This window comes from Candidatus Pelagibacter sp. HIMB1587, assembly GCF_052047775.1.
Classification (GTDB): Bacteria; Pseudomonadota; Alphaproteobacteria; order Pelagibacterales; family Pelagibacteraceae; genus Pelagibacter.
Map to the genome: position 1 here is coordinate 653142 of NZ_JBNAJJ010000001.1, position 24525 is coordinate 677666.

Here is a 24525-nt window from a genome sequence, read left to right on the forward strand (position 1 = left end):
AATAGGGCGGTTAATTAATAACCGCCCTAAATATATTATATAAATTCAGTGATTAAAACTGAAATTATAGGCCTGCTTTGAAAGCTTCCCACTTCTCACCAATCTCTGTTCCATAGTCAGCCCAGAAGAATGGGTCTACTAAGAAATAGTTTTTAGTGTTAGCAGGAGCAGTTGGCATTTGAGGCATCATTTCTGTTTTGCCATCTTTGTACCATGGCTCACCAGCAGTGATTACATCAAGAGAAGATTTTCTCCATGGAGCGTATGCAATGTACTTCGCGCTACCAGCTAACATCTCAGTGTTAGTCATCATAGCTAAAGCTTTTTTAGCATTCGCTTCATCTGGACCACCCTTAACTAAAGCAAAGTATTCGTAGTCAAGACCTTGACCATCCCATACTTGTTTAATTGGAGCACCTTCACCAACTTCAGCATTGAAGAATCTTCCGTTCCAACCAGTTGCCATAACAACTTCACCAGCAACTAATAATTCAGGTGGTTGAGCACCTGCAGACCAGAATACACATCCACCATTTGGATCTGTACATAATTCTCTAATTTTGTTTAATGCTCTGTCGATTCCACCGTCTTCTAAAAGTTTTCTGTAAACTCTAGTTCCGCCGTCACCTAACTTCACACCATCCGCAGCTAAAGCAATTTCTAAATTAGTTAAAGCACTAGTGTAGATTGCTCTTTTGCCTGGGAATTTTTTAGTGTTAAAGAAGTCCTTAATTTTTGTAGGAGCTTTTGAACCACTAAATTTTCTTGTGTCATAAGCATAGTTCCAAGAATACAAGATGTTTCCTACAGCACATTCACTAGGCATGCCTGTGAAGAAGTCTTCACTTGCAGGAGTTCCATCTGGTGCAGCTGGGAAGTCTTTGTCAAAATCAAATTTAACAAATAAACCTTCATCACATCCATTAATTGTATCAAATGCAAATAAGTCAATGATATCCCAAGTAATAGCACCTGCTTCTTTTTGCGCTTTAATTTCTGATAAACCACCAGAGTAATCAACCCAGTTGATTTCTACTCCAAGTGCTTTCGCAGTCGGATCACCATACCCTAACTTTTGAGACTCTGTATAAGCTCCACCCCAAGATGCAACAGTTACTGCAAATGCTGATGAAGTTATTGAAAGAGCAAAAGAAAGAGCAAGTAATAATTTACTTAATTTTTTCATTATTCCTCCGTTTAAACGTTAATATAAATTAATTTATATAATGAAAGTACACCAAAATGAGCAAGTGAAGTCAACAGCTCATTTTATCTAATATTATTTTGAATTTTTAATAGAAACTATTTAGGATCTAAAGCTCTAGCATCAACACTGTTCCAACCGATGTTGATATCTTCTTTTACTTTTAGCTCAAGGTTAGAGGTACTGTTTGGTACTTTTAAAATGAACTCAGAACTGCCAAGTAAGTCTAATCTAACTCTTGTGTGGTCACCATGGTAAATTACTTCCTCAATTTTTCCAGTGAACATATTATCCATTTTATCAGTTGGATTTATCAATGCTCTTTCTGGTCTTAAAGATACTGTAGTTTTTTCACCTTTTGATTTTACCGAAATAGGGTTAGCTAATATTTCTGCATTACCTAATTTAACTTTACATTTATCTTTATCTATATCAGAGACCTCGCCATTAAATGTATTATTTTCACCAATAAATTCAGCAACAAAAGAGTTTACTGGTTTCTCATATAGTTCTGCTGGATCTGATAACTGCTGAACTTTACCATCATTAAATACAGCTATTCTGTTTGACATAGTAAGAGCCTCACTTTGATCATGAGTAACATATACAACAGTGACACCAATGCTTTCATGAATATGTTTAATTTCATACTGCATGCTCTCTCTTAAATTTTTATCTAATGCACCAAGTGGTTCATCCATTAAGACAACAGCTGGATCAAATACTAATGCTCTTGCAACCGCAACCCTTTGTTGTTGCCCTCCAGAAAGTTGTGCTGGCATTCTAGATTCAAATCCATTTAAAGAAACCATCGATAAAGCTTTATCTACTTTTTTATCAATTTCATCTTTTTCAACTTTTCTTACTCTTAAAGGAAAGGCTAAATTTTCATAAACTGTCATATGTGGAAACAGTGCATAATTTTGGAACACCATTCCAATTCCTCTTTTGTGAGGAGGAATGTTTGAAATAATATTTCCGTCTAATAAAATTTCTCCATTAGTTGGAGTTTCAAATCCAGCTAACATCATTAGACAAGTTGTTTTACCTGAACCAGATGGTCCAAGCATCGTTATAAATTCACCTTCAGCAATATCTAATTGTAGGTCTTTAACGACAAGTACTTTCCCGTCATAACTTTTATCTACTTTATCAAATTTTACGAATTCTGGATTTTTAGACATAAAATTGATTATTAAACATTTGTGAAAGTAGATTTCAATAGTAAATTAACTCTTGATATGAAGCTCTTTTGGAAAATTACAAAATAACTCTGACCCGTTTTCTGTAACCCTAATAGCCTCAGACGCCTCAACACCCCAGTCACCAAACTGCATCACAGCAATCATATGAAAACAAACATTAGGCTGAAGAACTGTCTTGTCTCCCTTATATATATTAAGAGTATGCTCTCCCCAATCAGGAGGGTAACCAATTCCTATTGAATAACCAGTTCTTGATCTTTTTTCGATACCGTATTTATCAAGTATTTTCCAAAAAGCTTGAGCAACATCATCTACGGTATTTCCTGCTTTGATTGCACTAATACCAGAGTTTAAGGCTTCAATAGTTTTATTCATCGTATCAATTTTTAATTGATTGGGTTTTCCAAGTAATACCGTTCTAGCCATTGGCGCATGATATCTTTTATAAACTCCAGAAAGCTCAATAATTGTTGCTTCTCCATCAACAAATTTATCTTGAGTAGCAGTCAAATGTGAAGCAGAAGTACCTTTTCCTGTTGGAAGAAGAGTTGCAATACTTGAATATTCACCACCAAATTCCTCTGTTCCATAAAAAAGTGCTTTTTGAATTTCACCAACTGCATCACACTGCCTTGCACCAGGTTTAATAACTTCCATTGCAGTTTTCATTCCTTGTTCTGAAATTTTTGCTGCAGACTTCATATAATTTATTTCTGCGTCAGATTTTGTAAATCTTGCCCAATTCACCAATCGATCACTGTCTTTGATTTTGGCATTTGGCAAACCTTGTTTTATTTTTTCATAACAAAAAGCAGTAAAATAGTGAGCATCCATCTCTAACCCGATTGATAGATTGTCCCATTTTCTCTCTTTAATTATTTCAACTAATCTATCGTAAGGATGTTTTGGCCAAGTATGAATGTACTCCTCATCATAAACTAAAATATTTTCATCTTTCAAATAAGTTTTTATATAAGCCCCACCTGCATCCTGAGCTCTTACAAAACATAATGGTTCATCAGCATTTACATGAACGATTGCACATTGAGCATAATAGAATGACCAGGCGTCATAACCAGTTAGATAATATAAATTATTTGTGTCATGAGAAATTAAAAGTTCGATGCCTTTTTCTTGCATCATTTTTTGAACTTTTTTTAATCTTTGTTTGTATTCTTCTTTAGTAAATGACATTAGTTTGCCTCAAATAGTTTTCCAAATCCCTCAACAGAGTTATTTTTATTTATTTTTACAAGTGTATCCCAAATTAATGCTTGATTACTAGATAAAACTATTGTGTTCAATTTTTTTTCAAGTTTATCAATAATTGGCAACACGGGCAATGCTGTACATGAAACAAACAAAGCTTCTGCTCCATTTAAATCAATTTTAGATAATACTTCATATAAATAATCTTGGTCTACTTTGCCAATGTCGTAATCAGCTTCGATATCAAAGTAAGAATTAGAGGTAATTTCAAATCCCTCTGTTTTAAAATAATCTAAAACCTCATCATTTAGTTTTTTACTATAAGGTGTGAACAATGAAATTTTTTTTATATTCAATTTTTTTAAAGCTTTAATTGCTGCAGTGCTTGGTGTTGTAACATCAGCCATTGGTTTTGCTGCTTTTACTTTTTGTTCAATAGAATTATATCCAGCTGCAATGGTCCCAGAGGTACAACCATAAACAACACAATCAATATCTTGATCTGGTAAAATATCTTTTGTAACCTCAGTTACTTTATTAGACATTTTAATCAGGTTTTCTCGAGTTAATGGATTGTAACACTCGATACGGTTTACAAAAAAATCAATTTCTCTGTCTTTTATGACATTGATGAAATCTCTCTCAATCATAAAATCACTTGCAAGAGCTATTAAACCAACTCTTGGATTTGATTTACTAATATATTTTGGATCTATTTTTGTTGAATTCATATTTTAAAAGATGAATATATCAGAAGTTCTTTAATAATCATTAATATTAAATTAACGAAATGAATTTAAAAGATACCTTCATTGCATCACTGGTTCCAATTTTTTTAGGCTTTGGTTTTGTCATTGCAAAACCAGCATTCGAATCTTTTCCACCAATTTTATTAATGGGTTTAAGATTTGTATTTGCAGCATCAATTTTAGTCTGGTGGTTTCCAATACCTAGAGGATATTTATTAAAAATATTCATAGCATCTTTAATAGCTAATACTTTGCAGTACAGTATTACTTACTCAGGTTTAGACTTGATTGATGCATCTTCAGCAGTTTTGTTGGTACAAATGGAGGTGCCGTTTGGAGTTATTTTTGCTTACTTTATGCTTAAAGAGAAACCAACAGTTAGGGCTTTAATTGGTATTGGTATAGCGTTTATCGGTGTTTATGTTTTAACTGGCTCACCAAATTTAGACGGAAAAATTATTGGTATTGGATTGACGATATTAGGTTCTGCTATTTGGGCTCTTGGGCAAGTAATGGTGAAACCTTTAAGTAAAGAAATTAACCCATTAGCATTAGTTGCTTGGATGGCATTATTTTCTGGTCCAATTTTAATATTACTATCAGCAATCATTGATGGAAATACTATAAATTATATTTCTAATGCAAAAATTGATCATTGGATTATTGCAATCTACATTGGTTTTATAATGCAGCCTGTAACATATGGTTGCTTTTATTATGTCATAAAAAATAATCCAATTTATAAAGTTCTACCAATTGTAACTATGGGAATTCCTCCAACAGGATTGTTGGCTGCAATCTTTCTTTTAGGAGAAGAGCCAACAAAAGAATTATTCATTGGTGGAGCAATAATAATAGTTGGTGTCATATTGATAGTTTTTACAAAAAATAAAAAAGAAGAGGTAAAATAATGAAGATAGGTTTTATAGGTCTAGGAAATGTAGGTGCTAAACTTGCAGGAAGTTTACTGAGAAATGGATTTGATTTAACTGTAAGAGATTTAGATCAAAATTTAACAGATCAATTTAAAAGTTCTGGTGCAAAAGTTGCAAACTCTGGAAAAGAACTTACAGAACAAGTTGATCTTATAATTACTTCTTTACCATCAATAAAAGTAAGTGCAGAAGTTATGGAAGCTGAAGATGGAGTGCTTCAAGGCCTTTCTGAAAATAAAATCTGGCTTGAAATGAGTACTACCGATGAAGCTGAAGTTAAGAGAATTGGGGAAAAAGTAATTGCAAAAAATGCTATACCTTTAGATGGTCCTGTAAGTGGTGGATGTCATAGAGCTGCAACAGGAAATATTGCAATTTTTGTAGGTGGTGAGAGAAAAGCATTTGAAAAAATTTTACCTGTCTTAACAGTCATGGGTAGAAAGGTTTTACATACTGGTGAATTAGGTACAGCAAGTACACTTAAAGTAATTACAAATTATTTAGCTTCAGTACATTTGGTTGCTTTAGGAGAAGCTTGGACAGTTGCTAAAAAATCTAATCTAGATCTTGAAAAAACATTCAAAGGAATTGCTGCATCATCAGGAAATTCATTTGTTCACGAAACAGAAAGTCAGGTAATTTTAAATGGATCTTATAATATAAATTTTACAATGGATTTAGTTTTAAAAGATACAGGTTTATTCGATGATCTAGCGAAGAAGTTAAATGCTCCACTAGAGATATCTCCAAAAGTTGTTGAAATATTTAAAGATGGACAAAAAAAATATGGGTCTAGAGCGTGGTCTTCTATGATTGTAAAAAGAATGGAAGATTTGAATAACATTGATTTTAGAGCTAAAGGGTTTCCAGATGAATTGATTGATAATGAGCCTGAGGAAAAAGGATATGAAATCTAAATTTTATGCTAAAATAATATCATGCTAGATAAAAGAAAATTTTATATTGATGGTGAATGGGTAGATCCAATTAAAAAAAATGACTTTGATGTTATCAATCCATGTAATGAAGATTCTTGCGCTATAATTTCTCTAGGATCCACTGAAGATACAAATAGAGCTGTAAAAGCTGCAAAAACAGCATTTGAAACTTGGAAAGAAACCTCAAAAGAAGAACGAATTAAATTATTAGAAAAATTATTAACTATTTATAAAAAAAGATTTAATGAAATGGCAGAAGCTATTTCATTAGAAATGGGTGCTCCAATGGATTGGTCGACTGATGTTCAAACCGCATCAGGAAGAGATCATTTAGAAGATTTTATATTAAGACTTAAAAATTTTAACTTTGAAGAACATTTTGATGAAAAATCAAATAACCATATTTGTTATGAACCAATTGGAGTTTGTGGATTAATTACTCCTTGGAATTGGCCAATAAATCAAATCGCTCTTAAAGTTGCTCCAGCATTTGCAACTGGTTGCACAATGATTTTAAAACCCTCAGAAATTGCTCCTATATCGGGAATGTTGTTTGCTGAAATGATCCATGAAGCTGGATTTCCAAAAGGAGTTTTTAATTTAGTAAATGGTGATGGTGCTGGAGTTGGAACAGATATTTCAAGCCATCCTGATATTGATATGGTTTCTTTTACAGGCTCAACAAGAGCTGGAAAGTTAATTTCTAAAAATGCCGCTGACACAATTAAAAGAGTTTGTCTTGAACTCGGTGGCAAAGGTGGAAATATTGTTTTTGCTGATAGTTATAAAGATGCGGTAAGAGATGGTATCAGAAATGTAATGAGTAATTCAGGTCAATCTTGTGATGCACCTACAAGAATGTTGGTTGAAAAATCTATTTATGAAAGAGCAGTAAAAGAAGCAGTTGAGGAAGCAAACAAAATTAAAGTAGATCAAGCGACTAAAAAAGGAGATCACATTGGTCCTGTAATTTCAAAAGTTCAGTACGATAAAATTATAAATCTTATTGAAAGTGGAATTTCTGAGGGAGCAACTTTGGCAGCTGGAGGACCAGAATTGCCAAATGGTTTAAATAAAGGATATTTTATTAAACCAACTATTTTCACAGATGTTACTAATGAGATGAGAATCGCAAAGGAAGAAATCTTTGGCCCTGTTTTATCAATTATTCCGTTTGATACTGAAGACGAAGCAGTGAAAATTGTAAACGATACTTCTTATGGTTTAGGAAATTATCTTCAAACTGATGATAAAGAAAAAGCACATAGAGTTGCAAAAAAATTAAGATCAGGATGTGTCTACATAAACGGTAATGCAGCTGATGTTGGAACTCCTTTTGGTGGTTATAGACAATCTGGAAATGGTAGAGAAGGAGGAGTTTGGGGATTGGAAGAATTTTTAGAAGTAAAAAATGTAACTGGATGGAATTAATTTGAATTTCTTAAATACCTCAATCTTCCAATAATTTCATCACGATCCATGTAATATCCTTGAAGGTGCCTATGACCTGAATTTGGATCAAATTCAGTTCTCCCATGAAGCAATCTTCTATTGTTGAAAGTAAATATATCTCCTGGCCCTAATCTAAATTTAATTTGAAATTTATCATCGTGTAATAAATTTCCAAATCGATGATGAGCTTTGTAAACTTTGTCCATTAAATCAGGATGGCAATCTAGGGCATCCATAGTTGCAACACTAAATCTAATGTCATGATAATCATTATCTTTAGTCAAAGAAATTGCTGGTGCATAATAACTTCTTACCGATTCTTGAGTATAGTCCATGTCTCTAAATTTAAGGTGAACATTAACTAGTGTATCAAAAATTTCCTTTTCATTTTTTCTTAAATAATCTGCTACTGCAAATCCATCTACAGCTGAGGAATCTCCTCCACTTGCAGAATTAACTAAACAGTGAAGAAATTGATATCCTGGAGGTGTTTCAAACCAAGGTAAATCCATATGATTTCTAAGAGCATGAGCTGTGTAAGCAGAATTATTTGGTTTTGGAATATTAATTACCTCAAATGGAGTTTTAAAAAAAGTTTCTCTAGTATGACTAATTCTATTTAAAACTTTAAACCCAGAGTTCTCATCTGTCGGTGCATTTTTTACAATTGCAATTCCAGTATGATGCAAAAGTTCCAACCATTTTATTAATCCTTCATCTGAATTAATAATCTCATCATGATCAATCTCTACAGTTTTTAAGTGATCCTGGAGAGAATTATCCCAAAGCTTGTAGGGTGATATGTATTCTAAATTGTTTTTAATTGTATAACAATTATCTCTCAGCCATTTTTGATCAAAATAACTAACATGATCTCCTTCACTCCACTCAATTTGGAGTTTACCATCATTGTTCAAAGAAAATTTTTTAGGATTTATATCTTTAGATACTTTGAGAATGTTAAACATTCTATGACGAGAATCTTTATCGTGTGCTGTAGGACAATTATCTCTTAACCACAAATAATTAAACTTACTTTTTTTTCCATCACTCCAATCAACTTCTAAATTAGTAGAATTTTTAGTTATATTTTCAATTTTATAATTTTGTTCCATCAACTTTTATAATTTGAATTTTCACGATCTAATTTTCTTAATAATGCAGCCCACTCTGTTTTTCCATCATAATTATAATCATCTGAACTACTCATATTGTCCCAAAAATAAGCAGCTTTTTGTTTGTCTATTTCATGTTTACTTAATCCCATTGATAAATTTTTAACTTGAACAGTACATGCTTGCTCTAAATAATAAGCTCTAAAAAAAGCTTCTGCAGCAGTTTTACCTACGGTATAGTATCCATGATTTCTTGTAATTAAAATATCGTGCTTACCTATAAGGTTTTCGAATTTTTTTCCAAAATCTTTATCCTCAACAAATTCATAATCAATATATCCAATTAAATGATTTAAATAGACTGCTGCTTGTGAAAGGCACATCAAACCTTCTTTTGTCCCTCCAACTGCCATAACATCGTTGGCGTGTCCGTGAACATAAAAGTTAACATCAGAACGTGAATTAAAAATCCATTGTGCAAGATTAATACAACCATCATTTAACCATGGTCCATCTGAATTTATCTTTCTTCCATCTTTATCAATCTTTATTAAAGATGACGCTGTAATCTCTTCATAAAACATTCCATAAGGATGAACAAAAGAACAATCTTTATCCTCGGCTGATCTAGCTCCTGCACATTGATTGGCTAAATCAGTCATCCCATACATATGTAAAATTCTATAAAGAGCCGATAGTTCGCAACGAACATCTTGATCTGATTTGGTCATTAGTTAAATGATTATTTAAATGACTACTAAAATCAAATAAAATCGAATTAATAAAAATCAATTAATAGTTGTATATAAATTGTTTTACATTGTACTCAATGAACTGTTAGAACTTAACTGATGTCAAAAATCGAAATTAACAACGTATACAAAATCTTTGGTAATAATCCAAAATCAGTACTTCCAATGGTGAAGGAAGGTTCAACTAAAGATGAAATATTAGAAAAAACTGGGCACACTGTTGGATTAGATAATGTTTCTCTTAAAATTGAAGAAGGTGAAACGTTTGTTTGCATGGGTCTTTCGGGCTCAGGAAAATCTACATTAATTAGACATTTAAATAGACTTATAGATCCAACTGATGGTGAAATTTTGGTTGAGGGCACAAATGTGATGTCGCTTGATAAAGAAAAGCTAATTGAGTTTAGAAGACACAAAATGAGTATGGTCTTCCAAAGGTTTGGTTTGTTCCCACATAAAACAGTTTTACAAAATGTTGGATATGGTTTGGAAATGCAAGGCAAAGCAGAAGATGAGAGAAATAAAATCTCAATGGAAAAAATTGATGCTGTTGGATTAAATGGATTTGAAAATCAATATCCAAATCAATTATCTGGTGGAATGCAGCAGCGTGTTGGTTTAGCAAGAGCATTAGCAACAGATACAGACATAATGTTAATGGATGAAGCTTTTAGTGCTCTAGATCCACTAATAAGAAGTGATATGCAAAAACAACTTATTGATCTTCAATCAGAATTAAAAAAAACAATTGTATTTATTACTCATGATCTTGATGAATCATTGAGACTAGGTGACCATATTGGAATTTTAAATTCAGGAAAATTGGTACAAGTCGGAACTCCAGAAGAAATTATAATGCACCCTGCAGATGATTATGTAAAAGCTTTTGTTAAAGATGTTAATAGAGCAAAAGTAATCAAAGCAAAAATAATTATGAAAAATTTAAATGAGTCTGAAAATATCGATAAATCAAACGTCATTAAAGTAAATGAGGATCAATTTATTGAGGAATTTTTACCTCAAATAGTTTGTTCAGATTCAAATTGTGAAGTGGTTGATAAGAATGGTAATATCAAGGGCTATATTACTAATCAAGAACTACAATCTTCTTTAACTAAATCTTAAAATAATATTATTTAGCAAACCTTTTATATTTCGGAAGTTTGTCATTAATTTGATAAAAATCCGACTTTGAACCAACAAATATATTTCTAAAAGTTTTTAGTTTTGTTTTACCATCAAGCATTCCTGCAGAAATTGAAACATTGTCAGATTTGTCAACTTTAAAAAATATACTTGCTCCACATTTATTACAAAAACCTCTCTTAGAATTCTTAGACGACTTAAACCACTTTAAGGTAGTTTTATTTAAAAATTTAATTTCTTTGTCTTTAATATTTGTATAGGCACCAAATATACCATGAGTTTTTCTGCATTGAACACAATGGCAATTTGATACACTTCTAAGTTTATTAAGTGTTTTAAACTTTACACCTTTACATAAACAACTAGCTGTTAATACTTTTTTCATAAAACTTTAATATATGATATTAATATTAAATTAAATTATTAAATGTCTGTTTTTCTTAAAAGCTTCACTATCACAAATAATTGGGTTGATTATAACAATCACATGAACATGGCTTACTATGTTTTAATATTTGATAAAGCATGGGAAGTGGCGCTTGAAAAGTTTAAAATGGGAGCAAGTGCAGCAAAAAATCTAAATAGAAGCACGATGGTAGTAGAGACTAATACTAAATATCTTAATGAGGTCAAAGAAGGTGAAACTGTTGATATAAACCTAACTTATTTTGACCATGATAAAAAACGATTACATTTAAAAATGGAAATGATTGCAAAAGAGACTAAAAAAATTTCAGCATCGATGGAATGGATATCTCTATATATTGACCTTAGCAAAAGAAAGGTAACAGAATTTGAAGAAGAAAAGTTGAAGTTGATGGCTTCTTTTATAGAGGAAAATGAAGCTGAATTTTCAAGTGAAAATCTTTTGTTCTCTTCAAAACTGAAGAAATAATTAAATATTATTCATTATCTTATTTTGGTATAGGTGCGAAATGAGTACCGATAATAACTCTAAAGGAATTGTTCTTATTATTATTGCAATGACTTTATTTGCAATGCAGGACTCATTAATCAAATTTATATTTGAAAAAGCAGCATTATATGAAATTTTTTTTGGCAGATACTTGGTTGCTGCAATTTTATTGTTTTGCTACATCAAATTTAAAAAGCAAAAGGTTAGTTTAAAAACGCATTATCCAATATTAACTTTGGTAAGAGTAATTTTACATTTTTTAGCTTTTTCTGCATTTTTTATTTCTCTAACTTACATGCCATTAGCAACAGCTAATGCGCTTTTTTTCTCCTGCCCTTTTTTTGTATCAATCTTTGCTAAATTTTTTTTAAAGGAATTTATTGGAATTAGAAGATGGTCTGCAATTGTATTTGGTTTTATTGGTGTGTTTATAGTTTTAGATCCAAATTTTTCAGATTTTGAATACAAAAGTCTACTTCCTGTCGGATGTGCATTTTTTTATGCAGCCTCTATGACAATTACAAAATATACCTCCGACAAAGATGATGTAAATACTCAACTATTTTATTTCTATTTAATTGCGCTCATATTATGTGGAGCTATTTATCTGTTTATGGGCAATGGTCAGTTTAACAATTCTAATTTTGACCCAACAACTCAATTTATTTTTAGAGAATGGTTTTCTAACTTTGATTACACATGGAAATTTATATTATTTTTTGGTGTAGCAGCATCAATTGCTTTTCTTTGTATATTTTCTGCATACATAGTTGCATCTCCATCAGTTGTTTCTTTATTTGAATACTCTCTAATTATAATGTCGATGATACCAGGGTATTTCCTATTTAACGAGATTCCATCTGGAAGAACATTTCTAGGTGTTGCATGTATAATAGCAGCTGGAATATACATATATTTAAGAGAGAAAGTCAGAGAGCAATACATTGCTACAGAAACACCTGTTAGAAGATGACCAAAAATTATATACCCACAATTAACATATCATCACTTATCAAAAATAATTTTGAGACCCGGAGTGCGTTAAAAACAATTAAAGAAATTGAGAAAGCTTGTGTAAATATAGGTTTTTTTCAAGTGATTGGACATGGTCTCAATTTGAAAGAAATTAATAAAATATGTGGAATAGGAAACAAGTTCTTCAATTTGTCAGACAGTAAAAAAAGGAAATTATCACCAAAAAAATGGAATAAAAAAAATAACAATCTTTACAGAGGTTATTTTCCAAATGATGTAAATGGAAAAGAGGGTTTGGATATAGGAGATTTAAAAATTACTAAGAAATATTCTTCAAAAACTAGAAACCAATACATTGAATATTTAGATCTAAATAAATGTTTTAACAAAACTTCTATTGAGGTCTTGAATAAATATTTTGAAAATATTTACAATTTAAGTGAAACTTTGTTTAAAAGTGTAATTAAATTAAATAAACTTGATCCAAATATTTCAAACAAAGCTTTTTCAAGGTTAAAAACTTTAAGTACTTTAAGATTTAATTATTATCCAAATCAAACAAGGCCAGTGGAGATATCAAAACAAGATGGAGTTGCACTTGGATGTGAAACGCATGTAGATAGTGGAATATTTACAGTTCTATATCAAGATAAAAAAGGTGGTCTTCAAGTACAGAATAGAAAAACGAAAAAATGGTATGATGTACCATTTAATAAAAAAGCTTTGGTAGTAAATACAGGAAGAGCTTTAGAGTTTTTAAGTAAAGGTAAATTTAAAGCTACAAATCACAGAGTACTATGGAATAAAAGCAAGAGACTTTCCGTTCCATTCTTCTTTGAGCCTTCTTATGACTTTAAAATGAATAAATCTTTCCTTAATTCAAAAAAATATTCTAACACAGGTCAGATTTACGAAAAATTTCTAAATCAATCTTTAAAAAAATTTATTGAATATCAGCGTTAAAATAATTTAAGTCGTTGAAAATTTATTATTACATTTTATAAACAATTCAGTTTGATGGCTAAAGTATTTGATTTGTTCATAATAGGTGGCGGTATAAATGGAGCTGGTATAGCAAGAGATGCCGCTGGTAGAGGTATGTCGGTATGTTTAGCTGACAAAGGTGAAATAGGAGGTGCAACCTCTTCTTGGTCAACAAAATTAATTCATGGTGGTCTTCGTTATCTAGAAAATTACGAATTTAAATTAGTAAGAGATTCACTTAAAGAAAGAGAAATTGTTTACAAAATTGCAAAAAACATCTCAAAGCCAATTCCATTTATTATTCCTCATACTGATAAAATTAGACCAGCATGGTTAGTTAAATTTGGTTTACTTTTGTATGATAATTTGGGTGGGAAAACTAGCATTCCAAAATCAAAAAGATTAGATCTTAATAAAAAATTTCCAAATATTCTTAAAGAAAAATACAAAACAGGTTTTCAATATTATGATATTCAAATTGATGATAAAAAATTAACAAAATTAAATGCTAAAGATGCAAAAAGAAATAAAGCCAAAATACTAGAATACAACAAAGTTAAAAAAGCTGAAATTATTAACAATGAATGGGTCATTAGTCTTCAAAATAGAAAAAAAATAAAATCGAAAGTTTTAATCAATGCATCTGGACCATGGATAAATGAAACTTTACATAAAAATATAAAAATAAAATCTAAAAATAAAATAAGATTAGTTAAAGGAAGTCACATCATTACAAAGAAATTGTATAAAGAAGATGTTGCATTTACATTTCAAAACACAGATAAAAGAATAATATTTGTAATTCCCTACAAAAAAAAATTTTCATTAATTGGAACAACTGAGGTGGAAGTTAAATCGCCAGAAAATACTGTAATATCAAAACAAGAAACTCAATATTTAATTCGATCAGTAAATAATTATTTAAAAAAACAAATTAGCAAAAAAGATATAGTTGATACTTATTCAGGAATAAGACCTCTAATAGAGGATTTTAAAGAGGCCTCAAAAGTTACAAGAGATTATGTTTTTGATTTAAATATTGTAAAAAAATTACCCCTTTTAAACATTTATGGAGGAAAACTTACTACATACAGAAAGTTGTCTGAAAAAGTCCTATTAGATCTTAAAAAGTTTTTACCCAAAACAAAAAAAGGCCAATGGACAGACAAAAAGAAGCTTTTTTAGATTTCCACTACTATTAAAAAGTGATATCGTTACTTTATAAAGCGATACATAACTCGTCGTTAAAATCAAAGATTTACGAAAGTGGGATCGGTCGTCTTTAAATTAACTTTTAAAGGAGGCTTTATGAAATTTGGTTATTTTTGCAATACCACTAACTGGACACACAAACCATATCATCAATTATTAGACGAAACTAAAGAAATCACAGAATATTGTGATCAAAGTAATTGGAACTCTATTTGGTTTACTGAACACCACTTTAATCATGAAGGAATGGAGTCATGCACTAACCCAATAATGATGGGGGTAGATGCAGCTGCAAGAACAAAAAATATTAGAATCGGACAAGCTGCAAATGTAATTACATTTCACAATCCTATAAGATTGGCAGAAGATATTGCTACACTAGATCAACTTTCAAAAGGAAGAGTTGAAGTAGGTGTTGCTAGAGGAATTTATGGTAGAGAAGCAATCAATTTGAACAAAGAAGCTGATCTTAAAGACCAGGCAAAAAACTTCAGATTGTTTGCTGAAACACTTGAAGTGCTAAAAAAAGCATGGAGTGAAAAGTTTTTTAGTCATCAAGGTGAGTTTTATACATATCCCTCTCCAAATTATGTTTGGCAACATGATATGAGTCCACCAAGTGAAGAATTTATGAATATGGAAGATAACACGATGAAAAAAATTAGTGTATTGCCACAACCTTTTCAGAAACCTTATCCTCCTATTCATCAAGTAGTTGATGGAATTAGATCAATTGAGTGGGCAGCTGAGAATAATATTAATATTATAATGTGGATACCAACAGTAAAAGCTCTAAAGGCAAAATTTGAAGCTTACAAAAATAAAAGATCTGAGGTAACCAAAAAAAATATTCCTTTAGGTGAAGGTGTATCTCTTGTTAGAGATATGTTTGTAGCTGATACAATGGAAGAAGCTAAAGAAAAAGCTGGCGAGCACATGGTAAATTATATGCGTTGGGTTTGTCATTGGCGTGGTCTAGGCAATCATATGGATCCAGGTGAAGAACTTCCAGAAACTAAAGGTAAGCTGGATTTATTGAATTATGAATTTTTACACAAAAGAAATATGTTATTTGGAACACCTGAATATGTGATTGATAAAATTCATGAATTAAAATCTGAATTAAATTTACAAAACCTGCAAGTTTGGTCAAACTTTCCTGGAGTAAAACATAAAGATTGCATGAAAAGTATTAAACTTTTTACAGAAAAAGTTATGCCTCATTTTCAAGATGATTTAGGAACTGAAGTTAAAAAAGTTTCGTGATCAATTCCAAAAAAAAAATAAGCGGTGGTCAAGCTGCCGTTAGAGCTCTTAAGAGAGAAAAAACTAAACACGTTTTTGGTTTAATTGGTTCTGCAACAATGGAAATGTTTGATGCTCTTTATCATGAAAAAAGTATAAAATTTATTGGAGTTAGAGACGAAAGAACAGGCACTCATATGGCTGATGGATATGCAAGAGCATCAAATAAGCATGGTGTAATTATTGCAGGTCAAAATGGACCGGGTGCAACAAATTTAGTAACTGGAGTAGCTCAAGCAAAAGCTGCTTTCTCTCCCGTAGTTGCAATAGCAGGTTCTTACTCAACAAAAGATAAAATGGAAGATGCTTTTCAGGGGTTAGATCAACAATCCTTATTTGCTCCAATTACAAAAAAGACTTGGACTGTAAAAAATTCTAAGATTGTTCCTAAAGTAATTGGCGATGCATTTCATTTATCAATGAAACCAAGAAGAGGGCCTGTTTGTATCAATCTTCCAAGAAACATATTGGCGGAAAAAAATACTTACAATATTAATTTAAATAAACCTTCGTTCTCAAGTGAAAGTAATCTTAAAGGAAATAAAGAGAGAATAAATAAAGCAACTAAATTGCTACTGAAATCAAAAAATCCAACAATAATTGTTGGGGCTGGAATTAAATATAACTCAAAATATAGAGAAGTTATTAAATTAGCAGAATTGCTTAATGTTCCAATTGTTACAGCCGCAGGTCATGGAGATGCCATACCATTTAATCATAAATTAAATGCAGGGCAAATGGGACCTAGAGGCAATCCTGTTGCATCAAGATTAGTCAAAGAAGCAGATATTATTTTGGCTATCGGTACACGACTAGGATTTAATTCAACATTTTACTCTTATGAAAATATAAATAAAAAAGCAAAAATAATTCAAATTGAATTAGAAAAAAAAATGATTGGAAAGTATTTTCCAGTATCAATAGGAATTCATGCAGATGCTGCAACAGCAACTGTTCAATTATATAAAGAAATTAAAAAAGAAAAAATCAAATTAGATGTAAAAAAATGGACTGATCTGTATTTAAAAGAAAGAGAAGAATTTTTAAATAATAGAGAAAATGAAAATTTAGGAAAAAATTTTCCAATCCAACCAAAAGGTTTGTTTAAACAACTAAGAAAAGTTTTACCTAAAGACTCAGCGATCACTTTAGATGCAGGAACCTTGTGCTTACAAGCAACAGACGCTTTAGAATACTATGATCCCCCTTCTTTATTTACACCTCTAGATTTTGGCTTAGTTGGTTTTTCATTCGCTTGTGGACTTGGAGTTAAAGTTGCAAAACCCAAAAAAACAGTTGTAAGTTTGATGGGCGATGGCGGTTTTGGAATGACTATTTCTGAATTAAGCACAGCTGTTGAATATGGAATAAATACAACAACTATAGTGATGAATAATCAAAGTTGGGGAGCCGAAAAAGCTTATCAAAAAGATTTTTTTGGTAAAAGATATTTAGGTGCTGATATAACAAGTCCATCTTTTGATAAAGTTGCTGAATTATATGGGGCAAAAGGATTTAAAGTTAAAAAAGTTTCTGAAATAAATGAAGCAGTTAGAGCTGCAATAAAAAGTAATAAACCTGCTGTGATAGATGTTGATGTAGATCCGAAAGCATTATACAGTTTTAGAAGAGATAGTTTTCAACATAGAATTAAAAAATGAAATTAGAGCTAAGAAAATTTTCAAAATTTGTAGACAAAACTTTTATTGAAGGAGGCAAGGAAGCAAAAGAGCCTGTATTATTAGTATCTGTTGCTGCAGTTTTTAAAAATCCATGGCATGGTCAAGGATTTGTTGAGGACTTAAGACCAACAATTTTAGATCTGGCTCCTAAGTTAGGTGATTTACTTGTTCCAGAATTAATAAAAGAAATAGGATCTCCAGAAAAAATATTAGCATATGGTAAAGCAGGAGTAGTTGGACTGGATGGAGAAATAGAGCATGCATCAGCTTTTATTCACACTTTGAGATTTGGAAATAAATTTAGAGACGCTGTGGGAGGCACATCTTATTTAAGTTTTACAAATACAAGGGGACCAGCTGGATCAAAAATTTCTATTCCAATGATGCATAAAACTGACTCTGGGTTAAGACCTTATTATCTAACACATGAATTTACTATACATGATGCACCATTTAATGATGAGGTGGTAATTGCAATAGGTGGAGCGTCTAGTGGAAGAGCACATGCTAGAACAGGTGATCGATATCAAGATATGAAAGAAATGGGAATTGAACCCAAATAAATCTTGATGACCACTGGAACTACTGCTTCTGGAACTTTTTACTCATACATAAAAAAAGACCAAGAAATTCCAATTGTATTTGTTCATGGTGTAGGTTTAACCCACGAGATTTGGAAACCTCAATTAGATTTTTTTAATGATTATAGTACTCTTGCATATGATATTCTTGGTCATGGAAAATCATCTTTAGATAAGGAAATAATTTCGTTTGATGACTTTTCGGATCAATTAATTGATTTAATTAACCACCTTAATATAAAAAAAATTCATTTGGTTGGTTTTTCAATAGGTTCTTTGATAGCGAGGAATTTTGCTATCAATCACAGTTCACATTTACAATCACTAACTCTTTTATGCTCAATATATAAAAGAACCGAAGAGCAACAAAAAATTGTAAATCAAAGATTTGAACAAGCAAAGAAAGATCTTAAACTGTCAAGACAAGCTCTTAAAAGATGGTTTACAGACAAGTATATTGAAAACCATCCAAGTATTTATGATAAAATTAGCTCTATTTTAGCAGCTAATAATATGGAGCATTTTCTGAAAGTTTATGAGCTGTTTGTAAAACATCAAAATGATGAGGATTTTAATAAAATTCAAAATCACACTTTAATTATGACTGGAGAATATGACATAGGCTCTACAGTTAAAATGTCTCAAGAATTAAATGCTTTAATACCAAAAAGCCAATTAAAGATAATCAAGGATGGAAAACATCTTTGTGGTATTGAGTGTGCCGATGATGTAAATTCATTTCTAAACAATTTTATCAAAGAAAATGAGTAAACTTAAAAAATATCAAATGTATATTGATGGACAGTGGGTCGATGCTGAAAACAATAAAACATTTGAAACTTTAAACCCTGAAAATAATGAACCTTGGGCAATTGTTCCAGAAGCAAGTGCTAAAGATACTGATAAAGCAATTAAAGCTGCGCAAAAAGCTTTTGAAGGTGAATGGCCTAAATTACTTCCTAAGGAAAGAGCAAAATTTTTAAGAGCTATTGGGGATCAGTTAAGAGAAAATGCAGAGATGCTTGGGGAAATAGAAACAATAGATACAGGAAAATTGTTTAGAGAAACAAAAAAACAAGCAATCTATATTGCAGAATACTATGATTACTACGCAGGTTTAGCTGATAAAGTTGAGGGTACAGTTTTGCCAATTGATAAACCAAATATTCAAGCAATAACCACTAGAATACCAATAGGTGTGGTAGCAGCCATTATCCCTTGGAACTCTCAAATGTTTTTAACTGCTACTAAATTGGCTCCAGCACTTGCAATGGGAAATACTGTTGTAATTAAATCATCAGAGCTAGCACCTGCGGTATTATTTGAATTTGCCAAATTAATTGAAAAAACTGGGATACCCAAAGGAGTAGTAAATGTCATAACTGGATTTGGAGACCCATGTGGAAAAACTTTAACAACACATGATTTAGTTGAAAAAATTGCTTTCACAGGTGGACCAGAAACCGCAAGACATATAATTAAAAATTCAGCAGAAAATCTTTCTGAAGTGAGTTTAGAACTTGGAGGAAAAAGTCCAGTGGCTGTTTTTGATGATGCCGAGCAAGAAAATGCAATTAATGGAATTACAGCAGGAATTTTTGGAGCAAGTGGTCAAAGTTGTATAGCTGGTTCAAGACTTTATATTCAAAAAGGTATCTATGCAGAATTTTTAAACAAACTTTCTGAAAGAGCTTCTAAAATAAAAATAGGAGCACCTATGGATCCTGAAACTGAAATGGGTCCTTTAAGTAATTTTAAACAATTAGAAACAATAGAAAAAAATATTAAAGAAACTATTGATCAAGGTGGAAAAATTAAATGTGGTGGTGAGAGACATTCTTTTTCAAATAAAGGTTATTACTTTCCGCCAACTATAATTGAATGTGATAATCATAATTTACCTGTTGCAGAAAATGAATTATTTGGACCTGTTTTATCTGTAATGAAATTTGATACTGAAGAAGAGGTTATCTCAAAAATGAATGACAATCAGTATGGATTATCTTCTGGAGTATATACCAGCAATTTATCTAGAGGTATGAGAGTATCAAAAGCAATTAGAGCTGGAATAACATTTGTTAATACTTACAGATTAATTTCACCGTCAGCTCCATTTGGAGGTATCAAGGATAGTGGATACGGTAAAGAGGCAGGAATTGACTCAATTAAAGATTATACAAGAGTAAAAACAACTTGGTTCTACACATCAGATGAACCATCTTTAGACCCGTTCTCTATTAGATAATAGTTTAAAATAAGCCAATTTTGTCATTGAATATTCAAATTATTCATACTTAAATTAGATTTTATAAATTGTTAACAATAATGAGGAAGATAATGAGAAAACTATTTATCGCTGCATTTATGTTTGTATCAAGCTTTGGTTCAAACGTTATGGCAGACGGACATTCGATCAAAATGGGAATCATTTTAGGATTTACAGGTCCTATTGAATCTCTTACTCCGGCTATGGCTGCATCTGCAGAGCTTGCATTTAAAGAAGCTTCAGATTCAGGTTCATTGCTTGGTGGAAAAAAAATTGAAGCAATGAGAGCAGACTCAACTTGTGTTGACTCAGCAGCAGCAACAGCAGCAGCTGAAGGTTTAATTTCAGGTGGTGTAGCTGCAATTATGGGAGCTGACTGTTCAGGTGTAACAGGTGCTATTGCAACAAATGTTGCTGTACCAAACGGTGTAGTAATGATTTCACCTTCAGCAACTTCTCCAGGATTAACTACTCTAGATGATAATGGATATTTCTTTAGAACTGCTCCATCAGATGCTAGAGGTGGTCAAATCTTAGCTGACATTACTAAAGACAGAAAAGTAAAAAGCATTGCAATCACTTATACTAACAATGACTATGGAAAAGGTTTAGCTGATGTTTACAAAGCAGCAGTTGAAGCTCATGGTATTAAAGTTACAACTGTAACTGCTCATGAAGATGGTAAAGCTGATTACTCATCAGAAGTAGCAACTCTTGCTTCTGCTGGTGGTGATGCTGTAGCAGTTATTGGTTATCTTGACCAAGGAGGAAAAGGAATTATTCAGGCTTCTTTAGACTCTGGTGCATTTGATACTTTCGTTTTATCAGATGGTATGATTGGTCAATCATTAGTTGATGCATTCGGTAAAGACTTGAGCAAATCATTTGGATCTCTACCAGGTTCTACTGGTAAAGGTGCTGGTGTATTTGCAGAAGTTGCAAAAGCTGGTGGTATAGATTCATCTGGTCCTTACACTGGAGAATCTTACGATGCAGCTGCTTTAATCGTTCTTGCAATGCAAGCGGGTAATTCTGCTGACAGAGCATCTATTGCAAAAAATGTAATGGATGTCGCTAACGCTCCTGGTACTAAAATCTACCCAGGTGAATTAAAGAAAGGTTTGGACTTACTAGCAAAAGGTAAAAAGATAAATTACGAAGGTGCTACTGGAGTATCTTTTACTGAAGTTGGTGAAGCTGAAGGTTCTTTCTTAGAGCAAGAAGTTAAAGGCGGAAAATTCAAAACTAAAAAACAAAGATAATTTAAATCTTATTTTAAAAAGCCCTGGTAAATTAGTTTACTGGGGCTTTTTTTATATCTGCTCTCAAAATTACAAATAAAATAATTATCAAAAAAGGAATACACATAAAATTTACTATTTTCCAACTCAACAATGAAATTAAAATTCCTGCTGATAAACTTCCAATTGCTGTAGCAGAAAAAACTATTAGATCATTAAATCCTTGGGCTTTAAATTTTTCTTGCTCATTGTAGGTGGTAACTAACAAGCTAGTTCCTGAGATATATAGAAAATTCCATCCTATACCTAAAAATATCAATGAAGCAAAGTAATTTATAAAAGTTGGTTCAAATAAGCTTAATGATATTGTCAAAGCATAAAAAAAAACTCCCATGTACATTATATTTGAAAAACCAAATCTCTTTATTAGGTTGCCCGTGAACAATGATGGAAGAAACATTCCAAGTACGTGAAATTGGATAACCAGTCCAACTTTGTCTACACTTAATTTATGGACATAATGCATACTAATTGGAGTAGCTGTCATTAAAAATGCCATAACCACATAACCAAAAGTAGCAGCTACCATTGCTTGTAAAAATTTTGGATCAGAAACAAATTCTTTGTAAGTCCTAACATTGGAATATATTGAATTATTTTTATTAGTAATTTTTGAATTTTTATAAAAACTTAAAAAAATTGCAGGCATAATAGTAAGACATGATAATGCGATATACGATCCAACATAAACATGATCACTAATTAAATCTTTTGTTTTATTTGCTAAAGTAATTCCTATAAATGCAGAGACAATTCCTGCTAACAAAAGCATAGAAACTGCCTTGGGTGCTTTATCTTTTTCAACTGTTTCAGCTGCTGCAAATCTATACTGATGAATGAAAGCCATTCCAGTACCAAGTAAAAAACAAGAAAATGAAAATATTACGAAGCTATTAATAAAGATTGAGTAAGCAGCAAGTAAACAAGCTAAAGAGCTACCTATAGATGCCAAAACAAAACCTAAACGTCTGCCAATAATTGACATAACTTTTGCAGCAAAAATTGTAGAGATTGCTATACCAACTACATAAATTGAAGGAGGAAAAGTAGCTAGTGATTTAATAGTTGAAAGCTGACTTCCGATTATTCCACTTAAAAAAACTGTTACATTGGCTGCTGTGAAACCAAAAACCTGACTTGAAATAAGTAGCGAAAGATTTCTGTTCATTAAAACATATACTTGTCAGCCATATACATGGCCCAAGCAATTGCAGCACCTAGAATAATATATTTCATTTTTAATTATTTTATTTCTATTTTTTCTGGAAGTATACCTTTAGGTCGGTATCTCATTATGAATAACAAACCTAAACCCATCAATAAAAATCTAAAATAAGGAACACTTTCAATAAGATGAGCTTTGATAGCGTTTGTTTCAGGAATACCTGCTGTAAAGAAGTTAATTAAGAACATTGAAATTGGTGCTGCTTCAATCCATAAAAACCATACAACAAAGCCACCTAAAATTGCACCAAAGTTGTTTCCACTTCCTCCAACTATGACCATTACCCAAATTAAAAATGTATATCTCATTGGTCTATAACTTCCTGGAGTAAATAATCCATCCTGAGTTACTAGCATTGCTCCTGCAATTCCAACAATTGCTGAACCTAAAATAAATATTAGCAAATGTTGTTTCACAACATTTTTACCCATAGCATTTGCTGCTTCTTCATTATCTCTTATTGCTCTCATCATTCTTCCCCATGGAGAATAAAGAGCTTTCTGAGTAAGAATTAAAAGTATTATAACAACAGCTAAAAACAAACCTGAGTAGCATAGTTTAACAAATATTGAAGAGCCTTCGATTACAAATTGATTTAACGCTGCTTGTCTTTCGGATAAATCAGTAATTAGATCTAACTTACTAGATTTAAATTTTTCTACTAAATTTATAAACCAATCTGTGGTCTGTAGATCAACTTCATATGGAGCAGGTCTCTTTAAGCCGATTACATTTTTAACACCTCTGGTTAACCAGTCTTCATGCTTTATTATTGCTATTACAATTTCTGAAATCAATAGTGTTGCAATTGCTAGATAATCAGCTCTTAAACCTAAAGCAACTTTTCCAACTATAAAGGCTAAACCTCCAGCAAATAATGCACCTACGATCCAGGAGAAAATGATAGGTAAACCAAACCCACCAAGAAAACCAGTTGTTGCAGGATTTACAGCTTCAATTTTTTCAATACCCGGTTCTGCTGTAACTCTAATAATTATGATTGCTGCAATAATTAGAGCTGCAATGCTGTATGTTCTTAATTTTGATTTTTCAAAATTTTTCAAAATAAACCTGATGACTAAAACCATTACAATGATGAGCCATAAGCACATTAAAATATCAAATCCACCAGCTCTCCATGCTTCTTGAACTGGATCGACTGAAATTATAACTGCGGCAAGACCCCCTAAAGCAGTGTATCCCATTATTCCAAAATTAATTAAACCAGCATAACCCCATTGTATGTTTGCACCCATGGTCATGACTGCTGAAATTAAGCAAAGATTAAATATTGATAATGCAATATTCCATGATTGAAAAATTCCAACTAATAGAATTAGAACCATCATGATACTATATGCTGCAATAACGTT

The 24525-nt window shown here is 31.6% G+C and carries 23 protein-coding genes; 14 read left to right on the top strand and 9 right to left on the bottom strand.

Annotated features, from left to right (window positions below):
- Positions 1 to 64: 64 nt before the first annotated feature.
- From ACTTBE_RS03650 to ACTTBE_RS03665, 4 genes are all read right to left on the bottom strand, one after another.
- On the bottom strand, positions 65 to 1186 hold the full coding sequence (locus ACTTBE_RS03650) for an extracellular solute-binding protein (protein WP_440677169.1): 1122 nt from the start codon (positions 1184 to 1186) through the stop codon (positions 65 to 67).
- A gap of 116 nt (positions 1187 to 1302) precedes the next feature.
- Positions 1303 to 2388 carry an ABC transporter ATP-binding protein gene (locus ACTTBE_RS03655; protein WP_440618131.1) on the bottom strand — a complete coding sequence of 362 codons (1086 nt, stop codon included), beginning with the start codon at positions 2386 to 2388 and terminating at the stop codon, positions 1303 to 1305.
- A gap of 45 nt (positions 2389 to 2433) precedes the next feature.
- On the bottom strand, positions 2434 to 3603 hold the full coding sequence (locus ACTTBE_RS03660) for a M24 family metallopeptidase (protein ID WP_440677171.1): 1170 nt from the start codon (positions 3601 to 3603) through the stop codon (positions 2434 to 2436).
- Positions 3603 to 4349 carry a maleate cis-trans isomerase family protein gene (locus tag ACTTBE_RS03665; RefSeq protein ID WP_440677173.1) on the bottom strand — a complete coding sequence of 249 codons (747 nt, stop codon included), beginning with the start codon at positions 4347 to 4349 and terminating at the stop codon, positions 3603 to 3605. The genes ACTTBE_RS03660 and ACTTBE_RS03665 overlap by 1 nt, the downstream gene beginning before the upstream one ends.
- Before the next feature lie 59 nt (positions 4350 to 4408).
- On the opposite strand from ACTTBE_RS03665, the gene ACTTBE_RS03670 reads away from it, so the two are divergent.
- Genes ACTTBE_RS03670 through ACTTBE_RS03680 form a run of 3 tightly spaced genes read left to right on the top strand, consistent with a single transcriptional unit; the run spans position 4409 to position 7671 of the window.
- Positions 4409 to 5278: a DMT family transporter gene (locus tag ACTTBE_RS03670; RefSeq protein WP_440677174.1), complete on the top strand. Its 870-nt coding sequence runs from the start codon at positions 4409 to 4411 to the stop codon at positions 5276 to 5278.
- Positions 5278 to 6219 (top strand): NAD(P)-dependent oxidoreductase, encoded by a 942-nt coding sequence (locus ACTTBE_RS03675; RefSeq protein ID WP_440677175.1) that lies wholly within the window; start codon positions 5278 to 5280, stop codon positions 6217 to 6219. The genes ACTTBE_RS03670 and ACTTBE_RS03675 overlap by 1 nt, the downstream gene beginning before the upstream one ends.
- A gap of 21 nt (positions 6220 to 6240) precedes the next feature.
- On the top strand, positions 6241 to 7671 hold the full coding sequence (locus ACTTBE_RS03680; protein WP_440677176.1) for an aldehyde dehydrogenase family protein: 1431 nt from the start codon (positions 6241 to 6243) through the stop codon (positions 7669 to 7671).
- Here ACTTBE_RS03680 and ACTTBE_RS03685 read toward each other — a convergent pair.
- On the bottom strand, positions 7668 to 8807 hold the full coding sequence (locus ACTTBE_RS03685; protein WP_440677177.1) for a TauD/TfdA family dioxygenase: 1140 nt from the start codon (positions 8805 to 8807) through the stop codon (positions 7668 to 7670). The genes ACTTBE_RS03680 and ACTTBE_RS03685 overlap by 4 nt on opposite strands.
- A complete protein-coding gene (locus ACTTBE_RS03690) occupies positions 8807 to 9538 on the bottom strand; it encodes a class II aldolase/adducin family protein (RefSeq protein ID WP_440647464.1) in 732 nt (243 codons plus the stop codon). Before ACTTBE_RS03690 ends, ACTTBE_RS03685 begins: the two co-directional genes overlap by 1 nt.
- 120 nt (positions 9539 to 9658) lie before the next feature.
- Here ACTTBE_RS03690 and ACTTBE_RS03695 point away from each other — a divergent pair, with 120 nt between their 5' ends.
- The gene (locus ACTTBE_RS03695) at positions 9659 to 10684 is read left to right on the top strand and encodes a quaternary amine ABC transporter ATP-binding protein (RefSeq protein WP_440677178.1); all 1026 of its coding nucleotides are present in this window, start codon (positions 9659 to 9661) and stop codon (positions 10682 to 10684) included.
- Between the two features lie 7 nt (positions 10685 to 10691).
- On the opposite strand, the gene ACTTBE_RS03700 is transcribed toward ACTTBE_RS03695, so the two are convergent.
- Positions 10692 to 11090: a GFA family protein gene (locus ACTTBE_RS03700; protein WP_440614058.1), complete on the bottom strand. Its 399-nt coding sequence runs from the start codon at positions 11088 to 11090 to the stop codon at positions 10692 to 10694.
- 42 nt (positions 11091 to 11132) lie between these two features.
- Here ACTTBE_RS03700 and ACTTBE_RS03705 point away from each other — a divergent pair, with 42 nt between their 5' ends.
- The 10 genes from ACTTBE_RS03705 (at position 11133) to ACTTBE_RS03750 (ending at position 21888) form a co-directional block, all read left to right on the top strand.
- Positions 11133 to 11600, top strand: a complete 468-nt coding sequence (locus tag ACTTBE_RS03705; protein ID WP_440677179.1) for a thioesterase family protein — start codon at positions 11133 to 11135, stop codon at positions 11598 to 11600.
- Between the two features lie 40 nt (positions 11601 to 11640).
- Positions 11641 to 12594, top strand: coding sequence for a DMT family transporter (locus ACTTBE_RS03710; RefSeq protein WP_440677180.1), 954 nt, complete (start codon positions 11641 to 11643; stop codon positions 12592 to 12594).
- Complete coding sequence (locus ACTTBE_RS03715; protein WP_440677181.1) at positions 12591 to 13559, top strand: 2OG-Fe(II) oxygenase family protein; 969 nt, start codon at positions 12591 to 12593, stop codon at positions 13557 to 13559. The genes ACTTBE_RS03710 and ACTTBE_RS03715 overlap by 4 nt, the downstream gene beginning before the upstream one ends.
- A 54-nt stretch (positions 13560 to 13613) precedes the next feature.
- On the top strand, positions 13614 to 14765 hold the full coding sequence (gene glpD / locus ACTTBE_RS03720; protein WP_440677182.1) for a glycerol-3-phosphate dehydrogenase: 1152 nt from the start codon (positions 13614 to 13616) through the stop codon (positions 14763 to 14765).
- A gap of 123 nt (positions 14766 to 14888) precedes the next feature.
- Positions 14889 to 16058, top strand: a complete 1170-nt coding sequence (locus ACTTBE_RS03725) for an LLM class flavin-dependent oxidoreductase (protein ID WP_440647454.1) — start codon at positions 14889 to 14891, stop codon at positions 16056 to 16058.
- Positions 16055 to 17758 carry a thiamine pyrophosphate-binding protein gene (locus ACTTBE_RS03730; protein WP_440677183.1) on the top strand — a complete coding sequence of 568 codons (1704 nt, stop codon included), beginning with the start codon at positions 16055 to 16057 and terminating at the stop codon, positions 17756 to 17758. The genes ACTTBE_RS03725 and ACTTBE_RS03730 overlap by 4 nt, the downstream gene beginning before the upstream one ends.
- The gene (locus tag ACTTBE_RS03735; protein ID WP_075506232.1) at positions 17755 to 18342 is read left to right on the top strand and encodes an amino acid synthesis family protein; all 588 of its coding nucleotides are present in this window, start codon (positions 17755 to 17757) and stop codon (positions 18340 to 18342) included. The genes ACTTBE_RS03730 and ACTTBE_RS03735 overlap by 4 nt, the downstream gene beginning before the upstream one ends.
- A 6-nt stretch (positions 18343 to 18348) precedes the next feature.
- Positions 18349 to 19131, top strand: coding sequence for an alpha/beta fold hydrolase (locus ACTTBE_RS03740; RefSeq protein ID WP_440677184.1), 783 nt, complete (start codon positions 18349 to 18351; stop codon positions 19129 to 19131).
- Positions 19124 to 20605: an aldehyde dehydrogenase gene (locus ACTTBE_RS03745; RefSeq protein WP_440677185.1), complete on the top strand. Its 1482-nt coding sequence runs from the start codon at positions 19124 to 19126 to the stop codon at positions 20603 to 20605. Before ACTTBE_RS03740 ends, ACTTBE_RS03745 begins: the two co-directional genes overlap by 8 nt.
- Positions 20606 to 20697: 92 nt before the next feature.
- Positions 20698 to 21888, top strand: coding sequence for an ABC transporter substrate-binding protein (locus tag ACTTBE_RS03750; RefSeq protein WP_440618112.1), 1191 nt, complete (start codon positions 20698 to 20700; stop codon positions 21886 to 21888).
- A 31-nt stretch (positions 21889 to 21919) separates the two neighbouring features.
- Here ACTTBE_RS03750 and ACTTBE_RS03755 read toward each other — a convergent pair whose 3' ends face one another.
- Both ACTTBE_RS03755 and ACTTBE_RS03760 read right to left on the bottom strand, forming a co-directional pair.
- Positions 21920 to 23095: an MFS transporter gene (locus tag ACTTBE_RS03755; RefSeq protein ID WP_440677186.1), complete on the bottom strand. Its 1176-nt coding sequence runs from the start codon at positions 23093 to 23095 to the stop codon at positions 21920 to 21922.
- 74 nt (positions 23096 to 23169) lie between these two features.
- The gene (locus ACTTBE_RS03760) at positions 23170 to 24501 is read right to left on the bottom strand and encodes a branched-chain amino acid ABC transporter permease (RefSeq protein WP_440677340.1); all 1332 of its coding nucleotides are present in this window, start codon (positions 24499 to 24501) and stop codon (positions 23170 to 23172) included.
- Positions 24502 to 24525: the final 24 nt, after the last annotated feature.